Source organism: Streptomyces olivoverticillatus, assembly GCF_014203555.1.
Taxonomy (GTDB): Bacteria; Actinomycetota; Actinomycetes; order Streptomycetales; family Streptomycetaceae; genus Streptomyces; species Streptomyces olivoverticillatus.
The window spans coordinates 16009-39619 of the sequence record NZ_JACHJH010000003.1 but is presented as its reverse complement, the minus strand read 5'-3'; the positions used below and the strand labels follow the sequence as shown (position 1 = coordinate 39619).

Here is a 23611-nt window from a genome sequence, read left to right as displayed (position 1 = left end):
TGACCGAGGCCCTCCAAAACGTGATCTTGGCATATAGAACAGGCCATTCCAAGAAGCCGGGACGAGCCGTCGGCAACCGTCCGGCAAGCGACCGGCAAGGATCCGGGCGCGGACGGCAAGGGGACGTCAGCGGCTCGACCAGGCCCTCGCAAGGGCGTTGGCACACGATGACCGGCGTCGGACACGGCCCGTCACCAGCCGGTATCGATCAGAGAGGGACCATGCCTTTCGCGATTCTCTTCCCCGGGCAGGGGGCGCAGTTCCAGGGAATGGGCGCGGACGTCTTCGGCCGCTATCCCGGCCTCACGGAGTTCGCCTGCGACCTGTTGGGCTACGACCTCGTGGCGCTGTGCCGCGACAACCCGGGCGACCTGCTCTCACGGACCGACCGCACCCAGCCGGCGCTCTACACCGTCAATGCGCTGCACACCTTCGAGCGGGAGCGGCGCGAGGAGCGGCGCGCCGACTGCTATCTGGGGCACAGCCTCGGTGAGTACAACGCCCTGTTGGCAGCCGGGGCGTTCGACTTCGAGACGGGCCTTCGGCTCGTCAAGCGGCGCGGCGAGCTCATGGCCGCGGCGTCCGGCGGCGGAATGACCGCGGTCATGGACGCCCCCGAGGTGCTCCTCCTCGAAATCTTCGAGGAGGACGGCATCGAGGGCGTCGACCTCGCGGGTTTCAACACCGATTCCCAGATCGTCATCGCGGCGCCGGACGAGGTGCTGCGGGACGCCCACGCGGCGCTGGGCCGCCGTGGCATCCGCTTCGCCCCGCTGCGCGTCAGTGCGCCCTTCCACTCCCGCTACATGGCGTCGGCGCGGGCCGAGTTCGAGGAATTCCTGAGGGGATTCACGTTCGCGGAGCCGCACACCACCGTGATCGCCAATGTGACCGGCCGTCCCTACGAGCGGGGGGCGATCGCGGCGACGCTGTGCGAGCAGATCGTCGCGCCGGTGCGGTGGGCGGACAGCGTCCGCCGGCTGCTCGACCTCGAATCCCCTTTGGAATGCGAAGAAGTGGGCGGCAAGTCGCTCCTTCGCATGGTGGACAAGATCCGCGTCTCCACTGCCGCCGCTTCCCCCCTCCGTTGAAAACCAGGATGTGAGACATGGACAGAACACAGAAGATCCGGCAGTTCGTCGAAGAGCGTTTCCTGATCGACTTCGGTGGCGAGGTGACGGCCGAGAGCGACCTCTTCAAGGCCGGGGTCATCGACTCGTTCGGTTACATCCAGCTCATGAGCTTTCTCGAGGACGAGTTCTCGCTGCGCATCACGGACGAGGAGATCCTCGGGAACATATTCGTCTCGCTCGACGGGATCGATGCGTTCGTGGCCGCAAAGCTCGCCGAGGGGGACGTCCTGTGTGCGGACTAGCTGGATTCGTCTCGCCGTTCCTGAGGGCGGATGCCGCGCCGGGCGTCATCACCTCGATGCTCTCGCTCATCCGGCACCGCGGGCCGGACGAGGCGGGGTACTACCTCGACGACGGTCTGACCATGGGCGCCGTCCGCCTGGCCATCGTCGACCTGCCCTCGGGTGCGCAGCCGATGGCGGACCCGTCCGAGCGTCACTGGATCTGCTTCAACGGCGAGCTGTACAACCACGTCGAGCTGCGGGAGGAGCTGCGGCGGCTCGGCCGGCCGTTCCGTACCCAGTCGGACACCGAGGTCGCCCTGCAGGCGTGGATCCAGTGGGGTCCCGCCTGTCTCACGCGCTTCAACGGCGCCTTTGCGATGGCGATCCGTGATGCGGTCTCCGGCGATCTCTTCCTCGCCCGCGACCGGTACGGGAAGCGCCCGCTCTTCTATGCGGACCTGCGCGGCGAATTCCTCTTCGCGTCGGAGATGAAGGCATTCCGCGCCTATCCCGGATTTCGATTCGAGCTCGACCCCCGTGAGCTCGAATCGATCTTCGCGGTGTGGACGCCGCTGCCCGACCGCACGCCGTTCAAGGGAATCCGCCAGCTGCCCATGGGCGGTTTCCTGACCCTCCGCGACGGCCATCACACGCTGCACACCTACGAGGAACTCGAGGTGGCCGCGCCGCCGTTCACCGGCAGCGAGGCGGAGGCGGCCGCGTACGTCCGCGAGACGCTGCGCGAGAGCGTCGAGCTGCGCCTGCGCAGCGATGTGGAGGTCGGCGTCTATCTGAGCGGCGGTCTCGACTCGTCGATCGTCACCAAGCTGGCGACGGACCTCTCGTCGCACGAGGTGCGCACCTTCTCGGTGGCGTTCGAGGACAAGACGTTCGACGAGTCGGGCAATCAGCACGAGGTCGCCTCGTATCTGGGCACGCGCCATTCGTCGATCACCGTGTCGGCTGCCGATATCGCGGAGAGCTTTCCGTCGGCGGTCTACCACGCCGAGGTTCCCGCGTTCCGCACCGCGTTCGTCCCCATGTACCTGCTCTCGCGCCATGCGAGCGACGCCGGGATCAAGACGATCCTCAGCGGCGAGGGGGCCGACGAGGCGTTTCTGGGCTATTCGCTGTTCCGTGAGACGCTGCTGCGGGCTTCATGGCACGAGCTGCCCGAGGACGAGCGGGCGGACAAGCTCGCCGGCCTCCATCCGGAGCTCGCCCATTTCGGGCCCGCGCACCGCAAGCATTTGACGGGCCTGTTCCAGCAATTCTCGGTCGAGCGCCTGCCGGGGCTGTTCTCGCACGAGCTGCGCTATCAGAACGGCCTGTTCGCCACCCGGCTCCTGAAGGACCGCGCCGAGCCCTTTGCGGACGCGCTCGCGCTCGTCCGTATGGCGCCGGAATACGCCGCGCTGACGCCGGTCCAGAAAGCGCAGTGGCTGGAGTACAAAACGCTCCTCGCCGGTTATCTGCTGTCCACGCAGGGAGAGCGGATGGGGCTCGCCCACGGCGTCGAGAACCGCTGTCCGTTCCTCGACCCGGCCGTCGTACGGGCGGCCGCGGCCGTGAACCTGCGGTTCGACGACGGCTTCGACGAGAAGGCCATCCTCAAGAAGGCCTTCCGGGGCGAGCTGCCGGCCTCCAGTCTCACCCGGCCGAAGCAGCCGTACCGCGCCCCGGGCAGCGCCGTCTTCAAGGAACAGCGGCCCGACTACCTCGAGCTGCTGCTCTCCGATGCCGAGCTGGCACAACTCGACTGCATCGACCCGGCCTTCGCGAAGCGGCTCGTCGCCAAGATCATGTCCACCCCCGACGCCGAGATCAGCACCAAGGAGGACCAGGCGTTCGTCTATCTGCTGTCGACCGCGGTCCTCAACCAGCAGTTCGTCATGAATCGAGAGAGCTATATGGGCGCCCCGTCGAAGGCCCGGCTGAACGTGCGGACGATCGCGGACAGGCGGGTCAACCGGCCGGCTCCGCTGGCCGTCGGAGGAACACTGTGAGCACGGACGACATCGCCGTCATCGGCCTCGCCCTGCGGCTTCCCGGCGCCGGCACCCTCGAAGAGCTCTTCCGGCACCTCGTCGACGGGCGGTCGCTGATCTCCGAGGTGCCGCCCGAGCGGTGGTCGAAGGAGCGCTACTTCGGCGACCCCCGGCGCGGTGCCGAGAAGACCAGCAGCATCTGGGGCGGCTTCATCGAGGACGCCGACTGCTTCGACGCCTCCTTCTTCGCCATCTCCCCGCGCGAGGCGGAGAGCATGGACCCGCAGCAGCGGTTCGCCCTCGAACTCGCCTGGAAGGCCGTCGAGGACGCGGGATACCGCGCGAGCGAGCTCGCGGGCACGAAGACGGGCGTCTTCATGGGTGTCTGCCATGCCGATTACGCGGAGCTGATGGAGCGCGAGGGCGTCAGGACCGACGTCTACTTCCCCACCGGCACCGCCTACTCCATCATCGCCAACCGGGTCTCGTACTTCTTCGACTTCCAGGGCCCGAGCATCACCAACGACACGGCGTGCTCCAGCTCGCTGGTGTCGGTGTACGAGGCCGTCACCGCACTGCAGAACGGCGAGTGCGGCCTGGCCCTGGCGGGCGGCGTCAACCTGTGCTGGTCGCCCAAGCACTTCGTCGCGTTCAGCCAGGCGAGCATGCTCTCGCGCACCGGCACGTGCCGGGCGTTCGACCAGGGCGCCGACGGCTATGTGCGGGGCGAGGGCGGGGCGGTGTTGCTGCTCAAGCCGCTCGCCAAGGCGCTGGAGGACGGCGATCCGGTCCACGCCGTCATCAAGGGCATCGCCACGAACCACGGTGGCAGGACGAGCTCGCTCACGGTCACCAACCCGGCCGCGCAGGCGAGCCTCGTCGAAGGGCTCTACACCCGCGCGGGCATCCGCCCGGAGACGGTGACGTACATCGAGGCGCACGGCCCGGGCACGCCCGTCGGTGACCCCATCGAGGTCGTCGCCCTCAAGCGCGCCTTCAGCGGCCTGCACGCGGCCCAGGGCACCGAGCCGGAGCCGTCGAGCTGCGGCATCGGGTCGGTCAAGACCAACATCGGACACCTCGAAGGGGCCGCGGGCGTGGCCGGGATGGCCAAGGTGATCGGCGCCCTCGCCACGGGCGTGCTGCCCGCCACCGTCAACTTCGAGAAGCAGAACAAGCTCATCAAGCTCGACGGCAGCCCGTTCCACATCGTGCGCGACACCCGGCCGTGGGCCGAGCCGCCCGCCGGCGCGGACGGCCGGCCCGCGCCGCGCCGGGCGGGCGTGAGCTCGTTCGGCTTCGGCGGCACGAACGCCCACGTCGTCCTGGAAGAGCACCGCCACGAAGCGGAAGCGGAAACCAAGGCCGACGGGGACAGCGGGCCCCAGCTCGTCCCCCTCTCCGCCAAGAACCCCGACAGGCTGCGCGCCCTCGCCCGCGAGCTCCTCGCCCACCTCCGCCCGCCGGAGCCGGACGACGGCGTCGCGGCCTCGCTGCGGCCGCCGCAGTCGCTCGCCGACGTCGCCTACACCCTGCAGGTCGGCCGGGAGCCGATGCCCGCGCGCGTCGCGTTCGTCGTCGCCGGAACGCAGGAACTCGCCACGGCGCTGGAGGCGTTCGCGGACGGCTCCCTCGCCGAGTCGGCCGTGCATCTGGGCGCCGATGTGACGTCCGACGAGGTGACCGAGCTGCTGGAGACCTCCGCGGGCTGGGTCCGCGGCGAGGCGGTCGACTGGTCCGAGCTGCACGGGAGCACCGGGCAGGCGCGCCCGCGCCGCGTACGGCTGCCCACGTATCCGTTCGCGCGCGAGCGCCACTGGTTCACCGTCCCCGAGCCCGCCCGGCCCGCGGGGCAGGCGCACGACGGCGCCGCGCTCCACCCGCTCGTCCACCGCAACACCTCCGACCTCGCCGAGCAGCGCTACAGCTCGGCCTTCACCGGGGACGAGCCCTTCCTCGCCTCGCACCAGGTGCGCGGCCAACGTGTGCTGCCCGCAGTCGCCTACCTGGAGATGGTGCGTGCGGCGGTGCGCTACGCCACGGGCGCCGGGGGGGCAGACGGCTCGGTCCTGCGGCTGCGGGACGTCGCGTGGATGCGTCCGCTCGTCGCGGACGGCACGCCCGCCGACGTCCACGTGGGCCTCGCCCCCCGCGAGGACGGCACCCTCGCCTTCGAGGTGTACACGGGCCCGGCGGCCCTCGATCCGTCCGCCGTGGTGCACAGCCGGGGCGCCGCCGAGGTGTCGCCGCAGGAGCCGCCGGCCAGGCTCGACCTCGACGCGCTGCGCGCCGGGTGCCGCACGGTGTGCGAACCCGCCGAGGCGTACGCCGCCTTCCGCGCCCAGGGCCTGGAGTACGGGCCGGACATGAGCGAACTCGGCGAGATGCTCCTGGGGTCGGGAGAGCTCCTGGCGCGCATCGGACGGCCCGGCGCGGCGACGGACCCGGACGGCGCCGTGGCGCTGCCCCCGAGCCTGCTCGACGCCGCCTTCCAGGCCTCGGTGGTCCTGATGGCGAAGACGGCGCGCGAGCCCGCCCGGGGCCCGGTGCTGCCGTTCGCGCTCGAACGGCTCGACGTGTACGGCCCGTGCACGGGCGAGATGTGGGCCTGGGTGCGGCGCGGTGAAGGCGGCGGTGCCCTCGACACGTTCGACATCGACCTGTGCGACGCCGAGGGCGTCGTCCGCGTCCGGCTGCGCGGGCTAATGCAGCGGGCCGCCCGGGAGAAGGCGGCCGACGCCGCCTCCCGCGTCGTCACGGCCACCTGTGGCTGGGCGGACGCGCCCCTCACCGCGCGGGAGGCGGACGGCGGGGTCGTCCACGGCTTCCTCGCGGGCAAGTGCGCGGCGCACGCCCGCACCGTGGAGACCGTCACCGGCTTCTCGCTGACGCCGCTGCCGGACGTCGCCCGCGACCGCGTGGCCGACGGCACCGGGGCCGTGCTGGAGCTGGTCTTCGACCGGGTCCAGGAGGTCGTGAAGTCGAAGCCCAGGGAGGCGCAGCGGTTCGTCGTCCTGGTCGACGAGCGGGTGCCGCGGCACTTCCACGCGCCGCTGACCGGGCTGTTCAAGACCGTCGCCCTGGAGAACCCGCTGGTCTCGGGGCGTGTCGTGCGCGTCGCGAAGCTCGACTCCGCCACGCCCGAGCGGATCGCGGAGCTGCTGCACGGCGAGGCGGCCGCCGGTGACACGGCTGCCGAGGTCCGGCACACGGCGGACCGGGCGCGCCACGCCTGGCAGCCCGTCGGCGTGGAGCTCGGCGCGGGACCGCAGGTGCCGCCGCTGAAGGAGGGCGGCGTGTACTGGGTGACGGGCGGTCTCGGCGGCATCGGCCGGCACCTCGCCCGGTACTTCGCCCGGTGTGCGGGCACCACCGTCGTCCTGAGCGGGCGGTCGGCGCCCGGCGCGGAGAGCGAGGCGGCCCTGGCCGCCTTGCGCGAGGCGGGCGTCGACGCGCACTACGTCCCCGCCGACGTCGGCAGCGCACAGGACGTGCGGCGGGCGGTCGACGCCATCACGCGCGAGCACGGCCCGATCGCCGGCATCGTCCATGCGGCGGGCGTCCTGCGGGATGCGTACGTCCTCACCAAGGACACCGGTGACCTCGCGGCCGTGCTGGAGCCGAAGGTGCGCGGCACCTTGCACCTGGACGCGGCCTCGCGGGACCTCGCACTCGACTTCTTCGTCGTCTTCTCGTCCGTCGCGGGCGTCTACGGCAATGCCGGGCAGGCCGACTACGCGGCCGCCAACGCCTTCCTGGACGCCTTCGCGCACCATCGGCAGGCGCTCGTCGACGCGGGCGAGCGGACGGGCCGGACCGTCGCCGTGAGCTGGCCGCTGTGGGCGGACGGCGGCATGACGGTGGACGCGGTGACGCGCGAGTCGATGCGCAAGCAGCGCGGCTGGGAGCCCCTTCCGACGGAGGAGGGCCTGCGCGTCCTCGGGCGCGTCCTGGAGGACGCGCCGGAGCACGTCGTCGTGGCGTTCGGCGCCGAGGCGACCGTCTCGGCCGAGGTGCGGCGCGAGGAGAGCCCCGCCCCCTCCCCCGCGGTCGGCGGGCCTGTCGACGGGGGCGACGTCACCGAGCGCACGACGGAGCTCTTGAAGCGTGTGCTGGGCGAGGTGCTGCACCGCGACCCCGCGACGATCGACGCGTCGGTCAACCTCGTGGAGTACGGGATCGACTCGCTGAGCATCCTGGAGACGACGGCGCGCCTCGAAGACCTCTTCGGACCGCTGCCGAAGACGCTCTTCTTCGAGTACGTGAACATCGAGGGCGTCACCGAGTACTTCATGGAGTCGCACCGCGAGCGGCTCGACGCCGTCCTCGGTGCCGGGCAGACGCCGCCGCAGGCCGCGGAGGAGGCCCCGGCCCCGCCCGCCGCCCGCGCCCGGTTCGTCCCGGCCGTGCGGGTGCGCGAGGACGCACCCGGCGCCGCGGCCGCGGCGCCGCGCGACGACTACCACGACATCGCGGTCATCGGCATCTCCGGCAGGTACCCGGGCGCCGACACGCTCGACGAGCTGTGGACGCTGCTCGAAGAGGGGCGCCACACCTTCGAAGAGGTGCCACGCGGCCGCTGGGACCACGACGCGATCTACAGCCGCGACCGCAGCGTCCTGGGCAAGAGCGTCATCCGCACGGGCACGTTCCTGCGCGAGACCGACAGGTTCGACCCCCGCTACTTCCGCATCTCCAAGCGCGAGGCGGAACAGATGTCACCGGAGGTGCGGCTCTTCCTGCAGGCCGGTGTCGAGGCCCTGGAGGACGCGGGCTATTCGCGCGAGACCATCCAGCGGCAGTACCAGGGCGACGTGGGCGTGCTCGTCGGCACGATGAGCAACCACTACAACCTCTACGGCTTCCAGAACAACCTGACCCGCGGTGCCCCGGCGAGCGGCAGCTACACCGGAACGCTGCCCAACATGCTCTCCTACTTCTACGGGCTGACCGGGCCGTCGATCTTCCTGGACACGATGTGCTCGGCGTCGTCGACGTGCATCCACCAAGCGGTGCAGATGCTGCGGGCGCGCGAATGCAGGATGGTCGTCGCGGGAGGCGTGAACCTGCTGCTGCACCCGTACAACCTGATCACCTCGTCGCAGGAGCACTTCACGACGGCCACCTCGGATGTGATCCGGAGCTTCGGCCGGGGCGCGGACGGCACGATCCTCGGCGAGGGCGTCGGCGCCGTGGTGCTCAAGCCGCTGGTCGAGGCGGAGCGGGACGGCGACCACATCCACGCCGTCATCAAGGGCACCGCCCTGACCAACGCGGGCGTGCGCAACGGCTTCACCGTCCCCAACCCCCGTATGCAGGCGAAGGCGATCGAGAAGGCGATCGACGACGCGGGCGTCGACCCGCGGACGATCGGCTATGTCGAGGGGCACGGCTCGGGCACGTCGCTCGGCGACCCGATCGAGGTCAAGGCACTGACCACGGCCTTCCAGAAGCACACCGGGGACACGGAGTTCTGCGCCCTCGGCTCGGTGAAGTCGAACATGGGTCACCTCCTCGCGGCCGCGGGAATGGTCGGCTTCGCGAAGGTGGTCCTCCAGCTCCAGAAGAAGACGCTCGCCCCCTCGCTCCACAGCTCCGAACTCAACCCGGACATCGACTTCCCCCGAACGCCCTTCCGCGTGCAGCGCGAACTCGCCGCGTGGGAGCCGGTGGTCACCACGGAGAACGGGCGGAAGGTCGTGCATCCCCGGCGCGCCGGAATCACCTCGATCGGCGCCGGCGGGATGAACTCGCACATCATCGTCGAGGAGTACACGGGCGGATCGGCCGAGGCGCGGGAAGAAGGCGACGGCCGGGCGGAGCTCTTCGTCTTCTCGGCGATGACCGACGCCGCCCTGGAGACCTGTCTCGCCCGGTTCCGCGACTACGTCGCGGCCGCGGAGGAGTCCGCTCTGCCGTCGATCGCCTTCACCCTTCGGGTGGGCAAGAACGAGCTGCCGCGGCGCTGGGCCTTCCTCGCCAAGGACCGGCGCGAAGCCGCCGCGGCCCTCGACCGCTATCTCTCCGGGGACCGCGATCTCGCCGCCGCACTCGCGGACGGCGACCCGCGGACCGAGGACGCCCGGCAGCTCGCCGCGGCCTGGGTGGCCGGCAAGAAGGCCGACTGGAGCACGCTCACCGGCTCGCGCCCGCCGCGGCGCGTGTCGCTGCCCGCCTACCCCTTCGAGCGGGTGCGGTGCTGGGTGGCGCAGGAGGAGGGTGCGCCGTCGGTGACCGCGCCGCTCGCCCTGCGCGAGAAGCTCCACCCCTTCCTCGGGCGGAACGACTCCGACGTCGACGGGCTGCGGTACGTGCTGGACGTCCACCTCGACGACCTGGCCGACTACGCGTTCCTGCGGGACAAGACCCCGGACGTCGTCGCGGCGTTCGCAGTCGACACGGCGCTCGCCGCCGCGAAGGTCTCGGGCTTCGCCGCCGATCCGGTCGTCCATGGCCTGCGCATCCTCGGCCCGGTCGACTGGCCCGCCACCGCACGGCTCGTGACGTCCTTCTCCGTCGCCGGCGCCGACACGGCCTCCGGCGTCATCTCCGCGGAGGACGCCTCGGGCACCCGTACGCCCGTCGTCGCCTTCGACGTGCGGCCGGACGACGCGCGCGGGCCGCGGGCCGCGCGCATCCGCACCGACGCCCTGCGCCGTGACGCCGAACGCGTCCTGGACCCGGCGGAGTTCCTCGCGGAGCTCGCCGAGGACGGGTTCGGCTACGCGCCGCTGTTCTCGGGCGTCGCGGGCGCCTACTTGCTGCCGGGGAAGCGGCTCGTCCTCGAAGTCGCCGCCCCGGAGCTGCAACGGGACCACACCCGCCGCAACACCTCCCTCGAACCGGCCGTCCTCGCGGCCGTCACCCAGGGCATTCAGCTCACGGCCCGGCTCGCCGGCACACGGGACCGGGCGCGCACGGCCCTGCGCCGGATCGACGAGGTCCGCCTCCATGGCCCCTCGCCCGCCGGCCGCGTGGCCTATGTGGTCTTCGACCTGGCCGCCGACGGCGCGGGGCTGACCGGGCACATCCGGCTGGCCGACCGCACCGGCGAGGTCGTCGGAGAGCTCACCGGCGTGCGCTGCGGCGACGGCGACCACGCCGACGACGACCGCGGCGCACCGCGAAAGGAAGCGAAACTGAAGCGCACACAGCACGACACCCTCTCCTTCGCCGTCGGCGAGCTGCGGGAGATGGCGGCGGGCCTGTTGAAGTTCGACGCCGAGGAGCTGGACGTCCACACGACGTTCGACGCCTTCGGCTTCGACTCGATCTCGCTCGTGGCCTTCGCCAAGCTCGTGCGCGAACGGCTCGGCGCCGATCTGAGCCCGGCCGTCTTCTTCGACACCAACACCTTCGACGCCCTCGGCCGGCACCTCGTCACGGACTTCGCGGAGCCCGTCCGGGCCGCTCACGCCCGCTCGCTCCCGGCCGAGCGGACGGCGCCGGCCCCGAGCACGGTCCAGGAGCCGGCCGAGGAGCGCGTCGAACCCGCGGCGGCGGCGCCCGGTGCGCCGATGCCGATCGCCGTGATCGGTGCCGCCGGACGGTTCCCGGGCGCGCCCGGTCTCGACGCCTACTGGTCGAACCTCGTCGCGGGGAAGGACTCGGTGTCCGGCTTCCCCGCGCACCGGTACGACGCGAGGTACGCGCAGGTGATCGAGGAGGCCGACTTCCCGCGGCACGCGGGCGTCCTCGACGACGTCGACGCCTTCGACGCGGCCTTCTTCCAGGTCTATCCGCGGGAGGCGGAGCTCATGGACCCGCAGCACCGCCTCGCGCTGGAGACCGTCTGGAACGCCCTTGAGGACAGCGCGTACACGCCCGCGGACCTCCCGAGGAACACCGGCCTCTTCCTCGGTGTCTCGGGGAACGACTACGCGACGCTGCTGGCCGCCCACGACGTCGCCCCGGACGCTTTCACCTCGACCGGCAACGCGCACTCGATGCTCGCCAACCGCGTCTCGTACGTCCTCGACCTCCGCGGCCCGAGCGAGCCGGTCGACACGGCCTGTTCGAGCTCGCTGGTCGCCGTCCACCGCGCCGTCGAAGCCCTCCGGTCCGGGGCGTGCGAGGCGGCGATCGCGGGCGGGGTGAACCTGCTCCTGAGCGTCGACACGTTCGTCAGCGCCCACCGCGCGGGCATGCTGAGCCCGGACGGCCGGTGCAAGACGTTCTCCGGCGACGCGGACGGCTATGTGCGCGGCGAGGGCGTCGGCGCCGTCGTCCTCAAGCCGCTGGCCGCCGCGGAGCGGGACGGCGACGCGATCCTCGCGGTGATCCGCGGCACCGCCGAGAACCACGGCGGCCGGGCCAACTCCCTGACCGCGCCCAACGCCGACGCGCAGGCCGAGCTGGTGGCGGCGGCGATGGACGGCATCGACCCGGACACGATCGGCTACATCGAGGCCCACGGCACGGGCACCGCGCTCGGCGACCCCGTCGAGGTGCGCGCGCTGCAGACCGCGTTCCGGCGGCTGGGCAGCACCGGCCGCGGGACGTGCGGCCTGGGGTCGGTGAAGACGAACATCGGGCACCTGGAGGCCGCCGCGGGCATCGCGGGCCTGCTGAAGGCGATCCTGGCGATGCGGCACGGCGTGCTCCCGGCGACCCTGCACTGCCGCGAGATCAACCCGCACATCCGGCTCGACGACGGCCCGTTCCGCATCGTGCGCGAGAACGAGCCGTGGCAGCGCCTGCGCGAGCGCAACGGCGCCCTCGCCCCGCGCCGCGCGGGCGTGAGCAGCTTCGGCTTCGGCGGCGCCAACTGCCATGTGGTCGTCGAGGAGTACGTGCCCGCCGATGCCGCCCGCGAGGACGTCCGCGCGGAGTCGGCAGGCGTCGTCGTACCGCTCTCCGCCCGTACCGGCGAGCAGCTCAAGCAGCGGGCGGCCGATCTGCTCCGGCACGTCGAGAGCGCCCGGGAGACGGCTTCGCTGCGCTCGGTCGCCTGGAGCCTGCAGGCCGGGCGCGAGGCGATGGAGGAGCGCGTCGGCTGGGTGGTCTCCACCCGTGCGGAACTGGCCGAAAGGCTCCGCGCGTTCATCGCCGACGGCGAGCACGTCGAAGGCGGGGCGCGCGGAAGCGTTCCCCCGCGCAAGGGCAAGCTCCACGCCCCGAAGCGTGCCGTCGGCGGCGAGGACCCCGCGCGAGTGCTCGGGCAGTGGGCCGAAGGGGCCGACATCGACTGGCGCACCCTCTACGGGCCGAAGGTGCCGCAGCGTACGCACCTGCCGGCGTACCCGTTCGCACGCGAGCGGTACTGGATCCCCGGCGGCGAGGCCGCGCAGGAGGAGGTGTCCTCCGGCCCCGCGCACGCCACGGTGCTCCTCACCCCCCACTGGACGCCCAAGCCGGCCCCCCAGGGCGCCGGCCGGGCCGAGGACGTCCGCCGGGTGGTCATCCTGTGCGGAGAGTTCGCCTCCGCACAGCACGCCGTCGAGCAGCGCGTCCCGGGCGTGCGCTGCCTCACCGTCACGACGGACAAGCAGCGCATCGACAGCCGCTTCGCGGATCTGTCCCGGCAGGTTTTCGGGTTCGTGCGGGACCTGGCAGCCGAGGCAGCCGACGGCGCGACGCTCGTCCAGGTGGTGACGCCGACGAGCGGCGACGACGCGGTCAACGAGGCACTCGCGGGCCTGCTGCGCACGGCGAAGCTGGAGCACCCCCGGATCACCGGCCAGGTGCTCGGCCTCGACGCCTCGCGCACGGACGATGCCGTTGCCGCGCTCGTCGCGGAGAACGCGCGGGGCGCGGACGACGACGACGTCGTCCTCTACCGCGGCGGCGTACGCACCGTGTGCACGTGGAGCGCCGCATCGCAGCGGCCGGGCGCGGCCGCTGCGCCGTGGCGGGACGGCGGCACGTATCTGATCACGGGTGGGGCGAGCGGCATCGGTGCGCTCGTGGCACGCCGGATCGTGCGTGACGTGGTGCGTCCGACGCTCGTCCTCGTCGGGCGCTCGCCGCGGGACGCCCGGATCGACGCGCTCCTCGGCGAGTTGAGCGACGGCGGCGCGCTCGCCCGTTACGAGCGTGCGGACGTCTCCCGCTGGGAGGAGACGCGGCACCTCCTGGCGCGGCTGCGCGCGGACCTGGGGGCGGTCGACGGCGTCGTCCACTCCGCGGGGGTGATCCGTGACGCCTCACTCGTGAAGAAGACGGCGCAGGAGTGGGAGGAGGTGCTGGCCGCGAAGGCCGACGGTCTGGTGAACCTCGACCGGGCCCTCGGGGACGCGCCGCTCGACTTCCTCCTCGCCTTCTCGTCGGGCGCGGCGGTCACCGGCAATCCGGGCCAGTCGGACTACGCCACCGCGAACGCCTTCGTCGACGCCTTCGCCACCCTCCGCACCGCGCGCGTCGCCGCCGGGGAGCGGTCGGGGCGCACGCTGTCGGTCGCCTGGCCGCTGTGGAAGGACGGCGGGATGAAGGTCGGCGACGCCACCCGCGCGTACCTGTGGCAGAGCCGCGGACTGGCGCCGATGGAGACGGCCGACGGGCTCGCGGCGCTGTGCCGGGCCTGGCAGCTGGGCGCGGAACGGGTGTGGGTGCACCACGGCGACCCGGCGAGGGTGCCGGCGGAATCCGGGCGGCCCGTCGCCGAATCCGCCGCGGAGCCCGCCGCGTCCGGACCACTGGCGCGCGAGACGCTGCGTCTGCTCGTCGGGCTCTTCGCCCGCGTCACCAAGCTCTCCCCCGCGGCCGTCGACGCCGACGAGCCGCTCGGCGCCTCCGGACTCGACTCGATCACGGTCGTGCAGCTGAACAAGGAGCTCGCCGCCGTGTTCGGGGACGTCTCCCCGACGCTCTTCTACGAGTTCCCGACGCTGCGCGCCGTCGCCGGACACCTCGCGACCGACCATGCGCCGAAGGCCCGTGTCTGGACGGGCACCACGGGCATCACGGACGAGCCGTCACGGCCCGCCGCGGCCGTGACCGCCTCCCGCGCGCCCGCGCCCGCACCCCCCACGCCCGCGGGCCGCGAGCCCGTCGCGATCATCGGCATGAGCGGGCGCTACCCGCACGCCGGGAACCTCGCCGAATTCTGGGAGAACCTCAAGGCGGGACGCGACTGCATCGGGGAGGTCCCGGCCGACCGGTGGCCGCTGGACGGCTTCTTCGAGCCGGACCGCAAGGCGGCGATCGCGAGCGGCCGCAGCTACAGCAAGTGGGGTGGTTTCGTCGACGGCTTCGCGGACTTCGACCCGCTCTTCTTCAAGATCGCGCCGCGCGACGCCTACGCGATGGACCCGCAGGAACGTCTCTTCCTGCAGGCGTCCTGGGAGGTGCTGGAGGACGCGGGCTATGTGCGCGAGGAGCTCGCGCACCGTCACAAGCGGCGCGTGGGCGTCTTCGCCGGAGTCACCAAGTCCGGGCACGGACGCCACACGGCGGGACGGCTGCCCTCGGGCGAATCCGTCGTGCCCGCCGTGTCCTTCGCCTCGCTCAGCGCCCGGACGTCGTACGCGCTCGACCTGCGCGGCCCGAGCCTGACGATCGACACGATGTGCTCGGCGTCGCTCACGGCCGTCCACGAGGCCTGTGAGCACCTGCACCAGGGCTCCTGCGAGCTCGCCATTGCGGGCGGCGTCAATCTGTACCTGCACCCGCTGGACTACGTCGAGCTGTGCCGGTCGAACATGCTGGCCTCGGACGCGCGGTGCCGGAGCTTCGGCAGCGGCGGTGACGGCTTCGTGCCCGGCGAGGGCGTGGGCTGTGTGCTGCTCAAGCCGCTCTCGCGCGCCCTCGCCGACGGCGACCGCGTCCTCGCGGTGATCCGCGGTACGAGCATCAACCACGGCGGCCGGTCCAACGGCTACACCGTGCCCAGCCCCGGCGCCCAAGCAGAGCTGGTCCGCGAGGCGTTGACGCGCGCGGGCGTCCCGGCGCGGGACGTGAGCTACGTCGAGGCGCACGGCACCGGCACGGAGCTCGGCGATCCCATCGAGGTGAAGGGCCTCACGCACGCCTTCGAGCAGGACACGCCCGACCGGCAGTTCTGTGCGATCGGGTCCGTGAAGTCGCAGATCGGGCACCTGGAGGCCGCCGCCGGCATCGCGGGGCTCACCAAGGTGGTGCTGCAGATGCAGCACGGGCAGCTCGCGCCGACGCTGCACGCCGACGAGCCCAACCCCAACATCGCCTTCGAGCAGACGCCATTCTTCCTGCAGCGCGAGCCCGGCCCCTGGCAGCCGGAGCGGGGGCCGCGGATCGCGGCCGTCTCCTCCTTCGGCGCGGGCGGGTCGAACGCGCACGTCATCCTCGAAGACCACGCCACGCCGCCGGCCGCATCGACCGCGTCGGCCGCCTCGGGCGCCGAGCACCTGATCGTGCTCTCGGCGCGCACCGAGGAGCAGCTGCACCGCGTGGCCGCACGCCTGGCCGACTTCCTCGACCGCGAAGACGTCGATCCGGCCGACCTCGCCCACACCCTGCAGACCGGGCGCGAGGCGATGCAGGAGCGCCTCGCGGTGGTCGTGTCCTCGACGTCCGAACTGCGGCGCGTGCTGCGCACGTACGCCGCCGACGGCGCGCAGACCGCCGGCGTGCTCCGGGGTACCGTCCGGCGGGCCCGGGGCGTCGTCGCGGAGCTCGCCGCCGACGAGGACCTCAGGGAGCTCCTGGTGGCCCGGTGGACCCGGGCGGGCAAGCTCGGCAAGCTCGGCGCCCTGTGGGCCGAGGGCGTGGAGCTCGACTGGCACGCGCTCCACGGCGCGGTCTCACCCCGGCGGATCTCCCTGCCGACGTATCCCTTCGCACGCGACCGGTACTGGATCGACGACCTCGAACCGGTCCCCGGCGACTCACCCGTCCCGCCCACGGCGAAGACCGAGGAGAACATGAACCCGTCCTCACCGACCGGTGCCTCACCCGAGCCGGCCGCCGTCGACGCACACGTCCGGCGCGTCGTGCGGGAGAAGCTCGCGCAGGCGCTCGCGATGGCCGAGAGCGAGATCGGCGGCGCTGTCGCCTTCGCCGACTACGGCCTCGACTCCATCCTCGCCGTCCGCCTGGTGCACGAGCTGGGCGAAGCGCTCGCGCTCGACCTGCCGACGAGCCTGGTCTACGACCACAGTTCGGCCGACCGCCTCACCGCGCACCTGCTCGCGGAGCATCACGCCGCCATCGCGCTCCCCCAGCCGTCACCCGAGCCCAAGCCCGAGCCCACGCCGGCGCCGGTCCCGGTGGCCGTGCCGGCCGCTGCCCCGGCCGGCCCGCCCGTCCCGCGGCGGACTCCGATCGCCGTCGTCGGGATGAGCGGCCGCTTCGCCGGTGCCGACTCCACCGAGGAGCTGTGGGACCACCTCGCGGCCGGCACCGACCTCGTCACCGAAGCCACCCGCTGGGACATCGCGGGTAGCTGCACGCGCGGCGGGTTCCTGGACGGCATCGACGAGTTCGACCCGATGTTCTTCAACATTTCCGGCGTCGAGGCAGCCGTCATGGACCCCCAGCAGCGGCTGCTGCTGGAGGAGTCCTGGAAGGCGCTCGAAGACGCCGGATACGCGGGCCGTCAGATGGACGAACGCCGCTGCGGCGTCTACGTCGGCTGCTGGGACGGCGACTACCAGCAGCTCGTCGGCGAGGACGCCCCCGCCCAGGCCTTCTGGGGCAACACCGCGTCCTTCATCCCCAGCCGCATCTCGTACTTCCTCAACCTCAAGGGTCCCGCGATCGCGGTCGACACCTCGTGTTCGAGCTCGCTGGTCGCCATCGACCTGGCGTGCAAGGACCTCTGGTCGGGCGAGACGACGATGGCCCTGGCGGGCGGCGTCTACGTGCAGAGCACCCCGCGCCTGTACGAGCTCGCCGGACGCGCCGGAATGCTGTCGCCGACCGGGCGCTGCCACACCTTCGACCACCGCGCGGACGGCTTCGTGCCGGGCGAGGCGGTCGGCGTCCTCGTCCTCAAGCGGCTGGAGGACGCCCTGGCCGACGGCGACCACATCCACGGCGTGATCAACGGCTCGGGCGTCAACCACGACGGCGCGACCAACGGGATCACGGCGCCGAGCTCCGTCTCGCAGGAGCAGCTGCTGCGGGACGTGTACGAGTCGTTCGGCGTCGACGTCGAGCGCATCCAGCTCGTCGAGGCGCACGGCACGGGCACCAAGCTCGGCGACCCCATCGAATTCCGGGCCCTGGCCCGCGCGTTCCGCAAGGACACCGGCAACACGGGCTACTGCGCGCTGGGTTCGGTCAAGACGAACCTCGGGCACACCCAGCACGCGGCCGGCGTCGCGGGCGTGGTCAAGGTGCTCCTCGCGCTGAAGAACGAGCAGATCCCCGCCTCCCTCCACTTCGAAACGGCCAACGAGGCCGTCCCCCTCGACGGCAGCCCCTTCTACGCGAGCACCCGCACCCACAAGTGGGAGGCGCCCGACGGCGGTCCGCGGCGCGGCGTCGTGAGCTCCTTCGGCGCCAGCGGCACCAACGCGCACCTCGTCATCGAGGAAGCACCCGCCGTCCTGCGGGCCCGCGCACCGCGCCCCGCCCGGCTGATCGTGCTGTCGGCGCACTCGCGCGAGCAGCTCGCCCGGCAGGTGGCCGCCCTGGCGGACCGCTGCCGCCGCGAGCCGGCCCTGGGCTGCGGTGACATCGCCTACACGCTCGTCGTCGGCCGGGAGCACTTCGCCCACCGCTTCGCGTGCGTCGTGCGCGACCGCGACGAACTCCTGCAGGTCCTCGGCGAAGGACTCGACGGACCGCACGCCTTCACCGGCGAGGCCACGGCGTCCGGCGGCACCCGCCACGGCGAGGAGGCGCTACGCCGCTGCGGCACCCCCGCGCACGCCGAGGCGCCCGCCGCCTACCGCGCCGACCTGGAGACGCTCGCCGGGCTCTACGTCCAAGGCACCGCGCTCGACTACGCGGCGCTGTTCCCGCGGGAAGCGCACCGGCGCGTGCCGCTGCCGGCCTACCCGTTCGCCCGCGAGAGCCACTGGGCGCAGCCGACGCCGCCCCGCCGGTCGCCCGCACCCGCCGCGCCGGCGATCCCGGGGCGCACGCTGCTGGGCGAGGCGTCCGCGCTGCCCGGCGAACCGGGGGCGCTGAGCGCCCCGGTGACACTGAGCGGTGACGAGCCGTTCCTCCGCGACCACGTGGTGCGCGGACGGCGCATCCTGCCGGGCGTCGTCCACCTCGAAATGGCCCGCGAGGCCGCTGCCCTGGCCCTCGGCGCCGACGTGTCGGCCCCGCTGAGGATGCGCAACGTGACCTGGGTGCGGCCGCTCGTCGCCGACGGCGCGCCCACGCCCGTGGACGTGCTGGTCAAGCCGGCCGCGGACGGCGGTGTGGCCTTCTCGGTGACCACGCCGGGCGCGGACGACACCGTGTTCAGCCAGGGGACGGTCACCCGCTGCGACACCCCGCGGCCCGCGCCGCTCGACCTCGCGGCGCTGCGGGCGAGCTGCCCGACGGCCGTGTCCGCCGCGCGCATCGGTGACGCGCTCATGGCCATGGGCATCGAGCACGGTCCGGCGCTCCGGGCCATCGACGAGGCGTATGCCGGTCCCGGCACCGTCCTCGCCAGGCTGACCGTCCCGGCGGCCCTTTCCGGCGAGACGTACGTGCTGCACCCGGCGATGACCGACTCGGCCATCCAGGCCTCGATGGCGCTGCAGCTGGCCGCGGGCGAGGCCTCCCGGGAGACGACCGTGCCCTTCGCGCTGGACCGGCTCGAACTCTTCGCGCCGTGCACGGGGTCGATGTGGGCCGTCGTCCGGGTCGCGGACGGCACGGAGCCGGCCGGGGCGCTCAGCCGCCTCGACATCGACCTCGTCGACGCCGACGGCGCGGTCTGCGTCCGGATGACCGGCTACACCTCGCGCCGCGCCCCCGAACCGGTCCCCTCGCTCTTCACCCCCGTGTGGGAGCCGGTCCCGGCAGACGCGCCCGGCACGCCCGTGCCCTCCCGCGAGGACCACGTCCTCGTCGTCGGCGGAACCGCCGGACAGCGGGCGGCCATTGCCCTCGATCACCCGCGCGCCCGGATGTGGAGCCCGGCACCGACCGCACCGGCCGACGAGGTCGCCCGAGCTCTGCGGGAGGCGGGCCCCGTCGACCACCTGGTGTGGATCGCACCCGGCACGGCGCCGCACCCCACCGACGCCGCGGCGTTCACCGCCGCGCAGGAAGAAGGCGTCGTCGCGGCCTTCCGCATGGTCAAGGCGCTGGTGCGCGGCGGCTACGACTCCCGTCCGCTGGGCATCACGCTGGTGACGCAGCGCAGCCTCGCCACCGACGCGCAGGAGGACGTCCGGCCCGCCCACGCCGGTCTGCACGGCCTCTTCGGCTCGCTCGGCCGCGAGTACACCCGCTGGACGGTCCGCCGCGTCGACCTGGAAAGCGGTGAATGGCCCGCGGACCTCACGGCGCTCCCGGCGCACTCCCACGGCGACAGCTGGGTGCAGCGCTCGGGCCAGTGGCTCGGCCGCCGTCTGGCTCCCTGTGACGCCGGCCCCGCACCGGCGGCCGGCTACCGCGAGGGCGGCGTCTACGTCGTGATCGGCGGGGCGGGCGGCCTGGGGGCGGCCTGGACCCGGCACGTCGTCGAGCGCTTCGGCGCGCGCGTCGTGTGGATCGGGCGGCGGCCGCAGGACGCGGCCGTCGAGGCGCAGCTGCGCGAGGCCCGCGGCAACGGCCGCGGAGAGGTGCACTACATCGCTGCCGACGCCGCGGACCCGGCCGCGCTGCACCGCGCCCACGCCGAGATCAAGGCCCGCTACGGGCGGATCCACGGCGTCGTCCAGGCGGCCCTGGTGCTGCGCGACCGGACGCTGGCCCACATGGACGAGGCGGACTTCCGCGCGGCCCTGTCGGCCAAGGTGGACGCGAGCGTGGCGATGGCCCAGGTGTTCGCCGGGGAGGCGCTGGACTTCGCGCTGTTCTTCTCCTCGCTCCAGTCGTTCACCACGGCGGCCGGGCAGGGCAATTACGCGGCGGGCTGTACCTTCGCCGACGCGTACGCCCAGCTGCTGGACCGGCACTGGGACTGCCCGGTGAAGGTGATGAACTGGGGCTGGTGGGGCAGCATCGGCAGCGCCGCCTCCGACTTCCACAAGCAGCACATGGCCCGGTGGGGGCTGGTGTCGATCGAGCCGCCGGAGGCCATGGAGGCCCTGGACACCCTCCTGGGCGGCCCGCAGGCGCAGGTCGGCTTCGTCAAGGTGACGGGTCTGGACGCCCTCGAACCGATCGATCCGGCGACCCGTACGACCGTCTACCGGCGGGCGCTTCACCGCGTGCCGGCCGAGACGGTCGCCGCCCGCGCCACCGTGCCCGGTGACGGCGAGACGCTGCGCGCGACGGCCCGCTGGCGCCGGACGGAGCGCGACCCGATGCTCGCCGAGCTGACCCGCGCGCACCTGGCGGCGCTCGGCGCCGTGCCCTCGGCCGCGGACGCCCGCACCGACGTCACGGGGCTGCGCGAACGGGCGGGCATCCTGGAGCGGTACACGCCGTGGCTGGAGCACGCGCTGCGCATGATGCCCGCCACCGCCCCGCCGCTCGACGAGGTCACCCGGGAGTGGGACGAGCGCCGCGCGGCCTGGTCCGCGGACCCGGACAAGAAGGCCGAACTCGCGCTCGTCGACGCCACGCTGAGGGCGCTGCCCGACATCCTGACCGGCCGTACGCGGCCGACGGACGTGATGTTCCCGCGCGGTTCGGTCGAGCTCGTCGAGGGCTGCTACCGCAACAACCGGGTGGCGGACACCTACAACCGCGCCGTCGCCGACGCCGCCGTCGCGATCGTCGCCGAGCGGCTGCGCCAGGAGCCGGACGCGCGCCTGCGCATCCTGGAGATCGGTGCCGGGACGGGAGGAACGAGCGTCGGGATGTTCGCGGCGCTGCGCCCCTTCCGCGACCGCATCGAGACGTACACGTACACGGACCTGTCCAAGGCGTTCCTCAACCGCGCCCAGGCCACTTTCGGTCCCGACGTGCCCTACCTGGACTGTGTGCGCTTCGACGCCGAGGCGCCGCTGGCCGGGCAGGGCATCCCGGCGGGGAGCTTCGACCTCGTCATCGCCGCCAACGTCCTGCACGCCACTCGCGACACCCGCAACACGCTGCAGAACGCGAAGGCCGCGCTGCGCGACGGGGGTTGGCTGCTGCTGAACGAACTGGCGATGTTCGACGTCTTCAGCCACCTCACGTTCGGCCTGCTGGAAGGCTGGTGGCTCTTCGAGGACGCGCCGCTGCGCATCCCCGGCTCGCCCGCGCTGACGCCGGAGAGCTGGCGCCAGGTGCTGCGCGGCGAGGGCTTCCCGTCGGTCGTCTTCGTCCTGCCGGAGGCTCAGGAGCTGGGCCAGCAGATCATCGCCGCGCAGAGCGACGGCGTGGCCCGGCAGCGGGTCACCGCGAAGGCGGTGGCCGCCGCGAAGCCCGTGGTGGCGGCCCGGCCGGTCGTGCAGGAGCCGGTGACGGCCCCCATGCCCGTGCCGGAGCCGGAGCCGGAGCCGGAACCGGCGCCCGCCGCCCCGGCGCCGCGGCCGCACGCCGCCGTGGACCGGACGGCGACGCTGACCGCCTACCTCCGGGAACAGGCCGCGGCCACGCTCAAGTTCCCGGCCGAGAAGATCGACCCGGCCGTGCCGCTCGCCAACTACGGCATGGACTCGATCCTCGTCCTGCAGCTCACCAACGCGCTCCGCGAGGACCTCGGCGAGGTCTCCTCCACGCTGCTCTTCGAGGCGGAGTCCGTCGACGAGCTCTGCGCACACTTCCTCGAAACCGGCGCCGACCGCGTGGACGCGCTCGTGGCGCGCCTGGAGCCCGGAGCGGCCGCGGACCCGGCGCCCGAGGCCGAGGCCACGCCCCCGGCACACTCCATGGCCGCCCTCTTCCGGTCGGCCGCGCAGACCGGGAAGCTCGACCGGGTCGCCGGTCTCCTGACGGCCGCCGCGGGCCTGCGGCCGACGTACGCCACCGCCGGGCCCGAGCCCGAGACCATGCGGCTGGCGGACGGCAGCGAAGAGACGGCACTGGTCTGCCTGCCGTCCCTGATCGCGCCCACCGGCGCGTACCAGTACGTGAAGTTCGCCGCGGCACTCCACGGCAAGCGGGACGTCTGGACGGTCGACCTGCCCGGCTACGGCACCGGCGAGCCGCTGCCGCAGTCTCTGGACACGGCGGCCGGGCAGCTGGCCGACACCTTGCGGCGGCGGTTCGCCGGCCGGCGGTTCGCGCTGGTGGCGTACTCCTCGGGCGGCTGGCCCGCCCACGAGACCGTACGGAAGCTGGAGGCGCTCGGCGTCCCGCCCACCGCGCTGGTGCTGCTCGACTCGCCCGGCGCGACGGGTACGGCCATGTGCCACGGGATGGCCACGATCACCCGGCAACTGACCGAGCGCTTCCCGCAGTTGCCCCTCACCGACGACCAGCTCACGGCGATGGCCTGGTACGCGGAGCTGTTCGACGGCTGGCGCCCGCTGCCGGTGGCGACGCCGACCCTGTTCGTCGGGGCGCGCGAGCAGTGCCTGGCCGAACTGCTGGGCGACGACCCGGCGGCCTGGCGGCCCGGCTGGCAGCTGGAGCACGCGCGCAGGGAGGTGGCGGGCACCCACTTCACGATGCTCGAGGAACACGCCGCATCCACCGCCCTCGCCGTCCACCAGTGGCTCTCCGAGCCGGCGGAGGTGCGCCTGTGAGCGCCCCGCCGCGCCTCGTCGTGGGCATCACCGGCGCCACCGGTGCCGTGCTGGGAGTGCGGCTGCTCCAGCGGCTGCGGGACCACGGCGGCATCGAGAGCCACCTGGTGATCAGCCGCTGGGCACGCAGCACGATCGAGTGGGAGACGTCGATGAGCGTGCGCGAGGTCAGCGCGCTCGCCGACGTCAGCTACAGCCCCGAGGACCAGGGCGCGGCGATCTCCTCGGGCTCCTTCCGCACCGACGGCATGGTGATCGTGCCGTGCAGCATGAAGACCCTGGCGGGCATCCGCACGGGGTACGCCGACGGGCTCATCGCCCGCGCGGCGGACGTCACCCTCAAGGAACGCCGCAAGCTGGTGCTGGTGCCCAGGGAGACGCCGCTGAGCGAGATCCATCTGGACAACATGCTCGCGCTGGCCCGCATGGGCTCGGTCATCGTGCCCCCGATGCCCGCCTTCTACCAACGGCCGGACACCGTCGACGAGATCGTCGCCCACACCGTGACCCGGGTGCTGGACCAGTTCGGCATCGATACCCCCAAGGCCTACCGCTGGAACGGCATGCGAGCGGCCCGCGAAGAGCTCCGCCCCGGCCACGACCGATGAAGGACC

4 protein-coding genes and 1 pseudogene are annotated in these 23611 nt (G+C 72.9%); all 5 read left to right on the top strand.

Annotated features, from left to right (window positions below):
- Positions 1-221 precede the first annotated feature (221 nt).
- On the top strand, positions 222-1091 hold the full coding sequence (locus FHS39_RS10680) for an acyltransferase domain-containing protein (RefSeq protein WP_184348912.1): 870 nt from the start codon (positions 222-224) through the stop codon (positions 1089-1091).
- A 17-nt stretch (positions 1092-1108) separates the two neighbouring features.
- A complete protein-coding gene (locus FHS39_RS10675; protein ID WP_184348910.1) occupies positions 1109-1375 on the top strand; it encodes an acyl carrier protein in 267 nt (88 codons plus the stop codon).
- Positions 1363-3363 (top strand): asparagine synthase (glutamine-hydrolyzing), encoded by a 2001-nt coding sequence (gene asnB / locus FHS39_RS25375; RefSeq protein WP_343069494.1) that lies wholly within the window; start codon positions 1363-1365, stop codon positions 3361-3363. The genes FHS39_RS10675 and asnB overlap by 13 nt, the downstream gene beginning before the upstream one ends.
- Complete coding sequence (locus tag FHS39_RS10670; RefSeq protein WP_343069493.1) at positions 3360-22997, top strand: SDR family NAD(P)-dependent oxidoreductase; 19638 nt, start codon at positions 3360-3362, stop codon at positions 22995-22997. The genes asnB and FHS39_RS10670 overlap by 4 nt, the downstream gene beginning before the upstream one ends.
- Positions 22955-23605 (top strand): annotated as a pseudogene (locus FHS39_RS10665) (non-oxidative hydroxyarylic acid decarboxylases subunit B); the annotation flags it as partial. The gene FHS39_RS10670 and the pseudogene FHS39_RS10665, both read left to right, overlap by 43 nt.
- Positions 23606-23611: the final 6 nt, after the last annotated feature.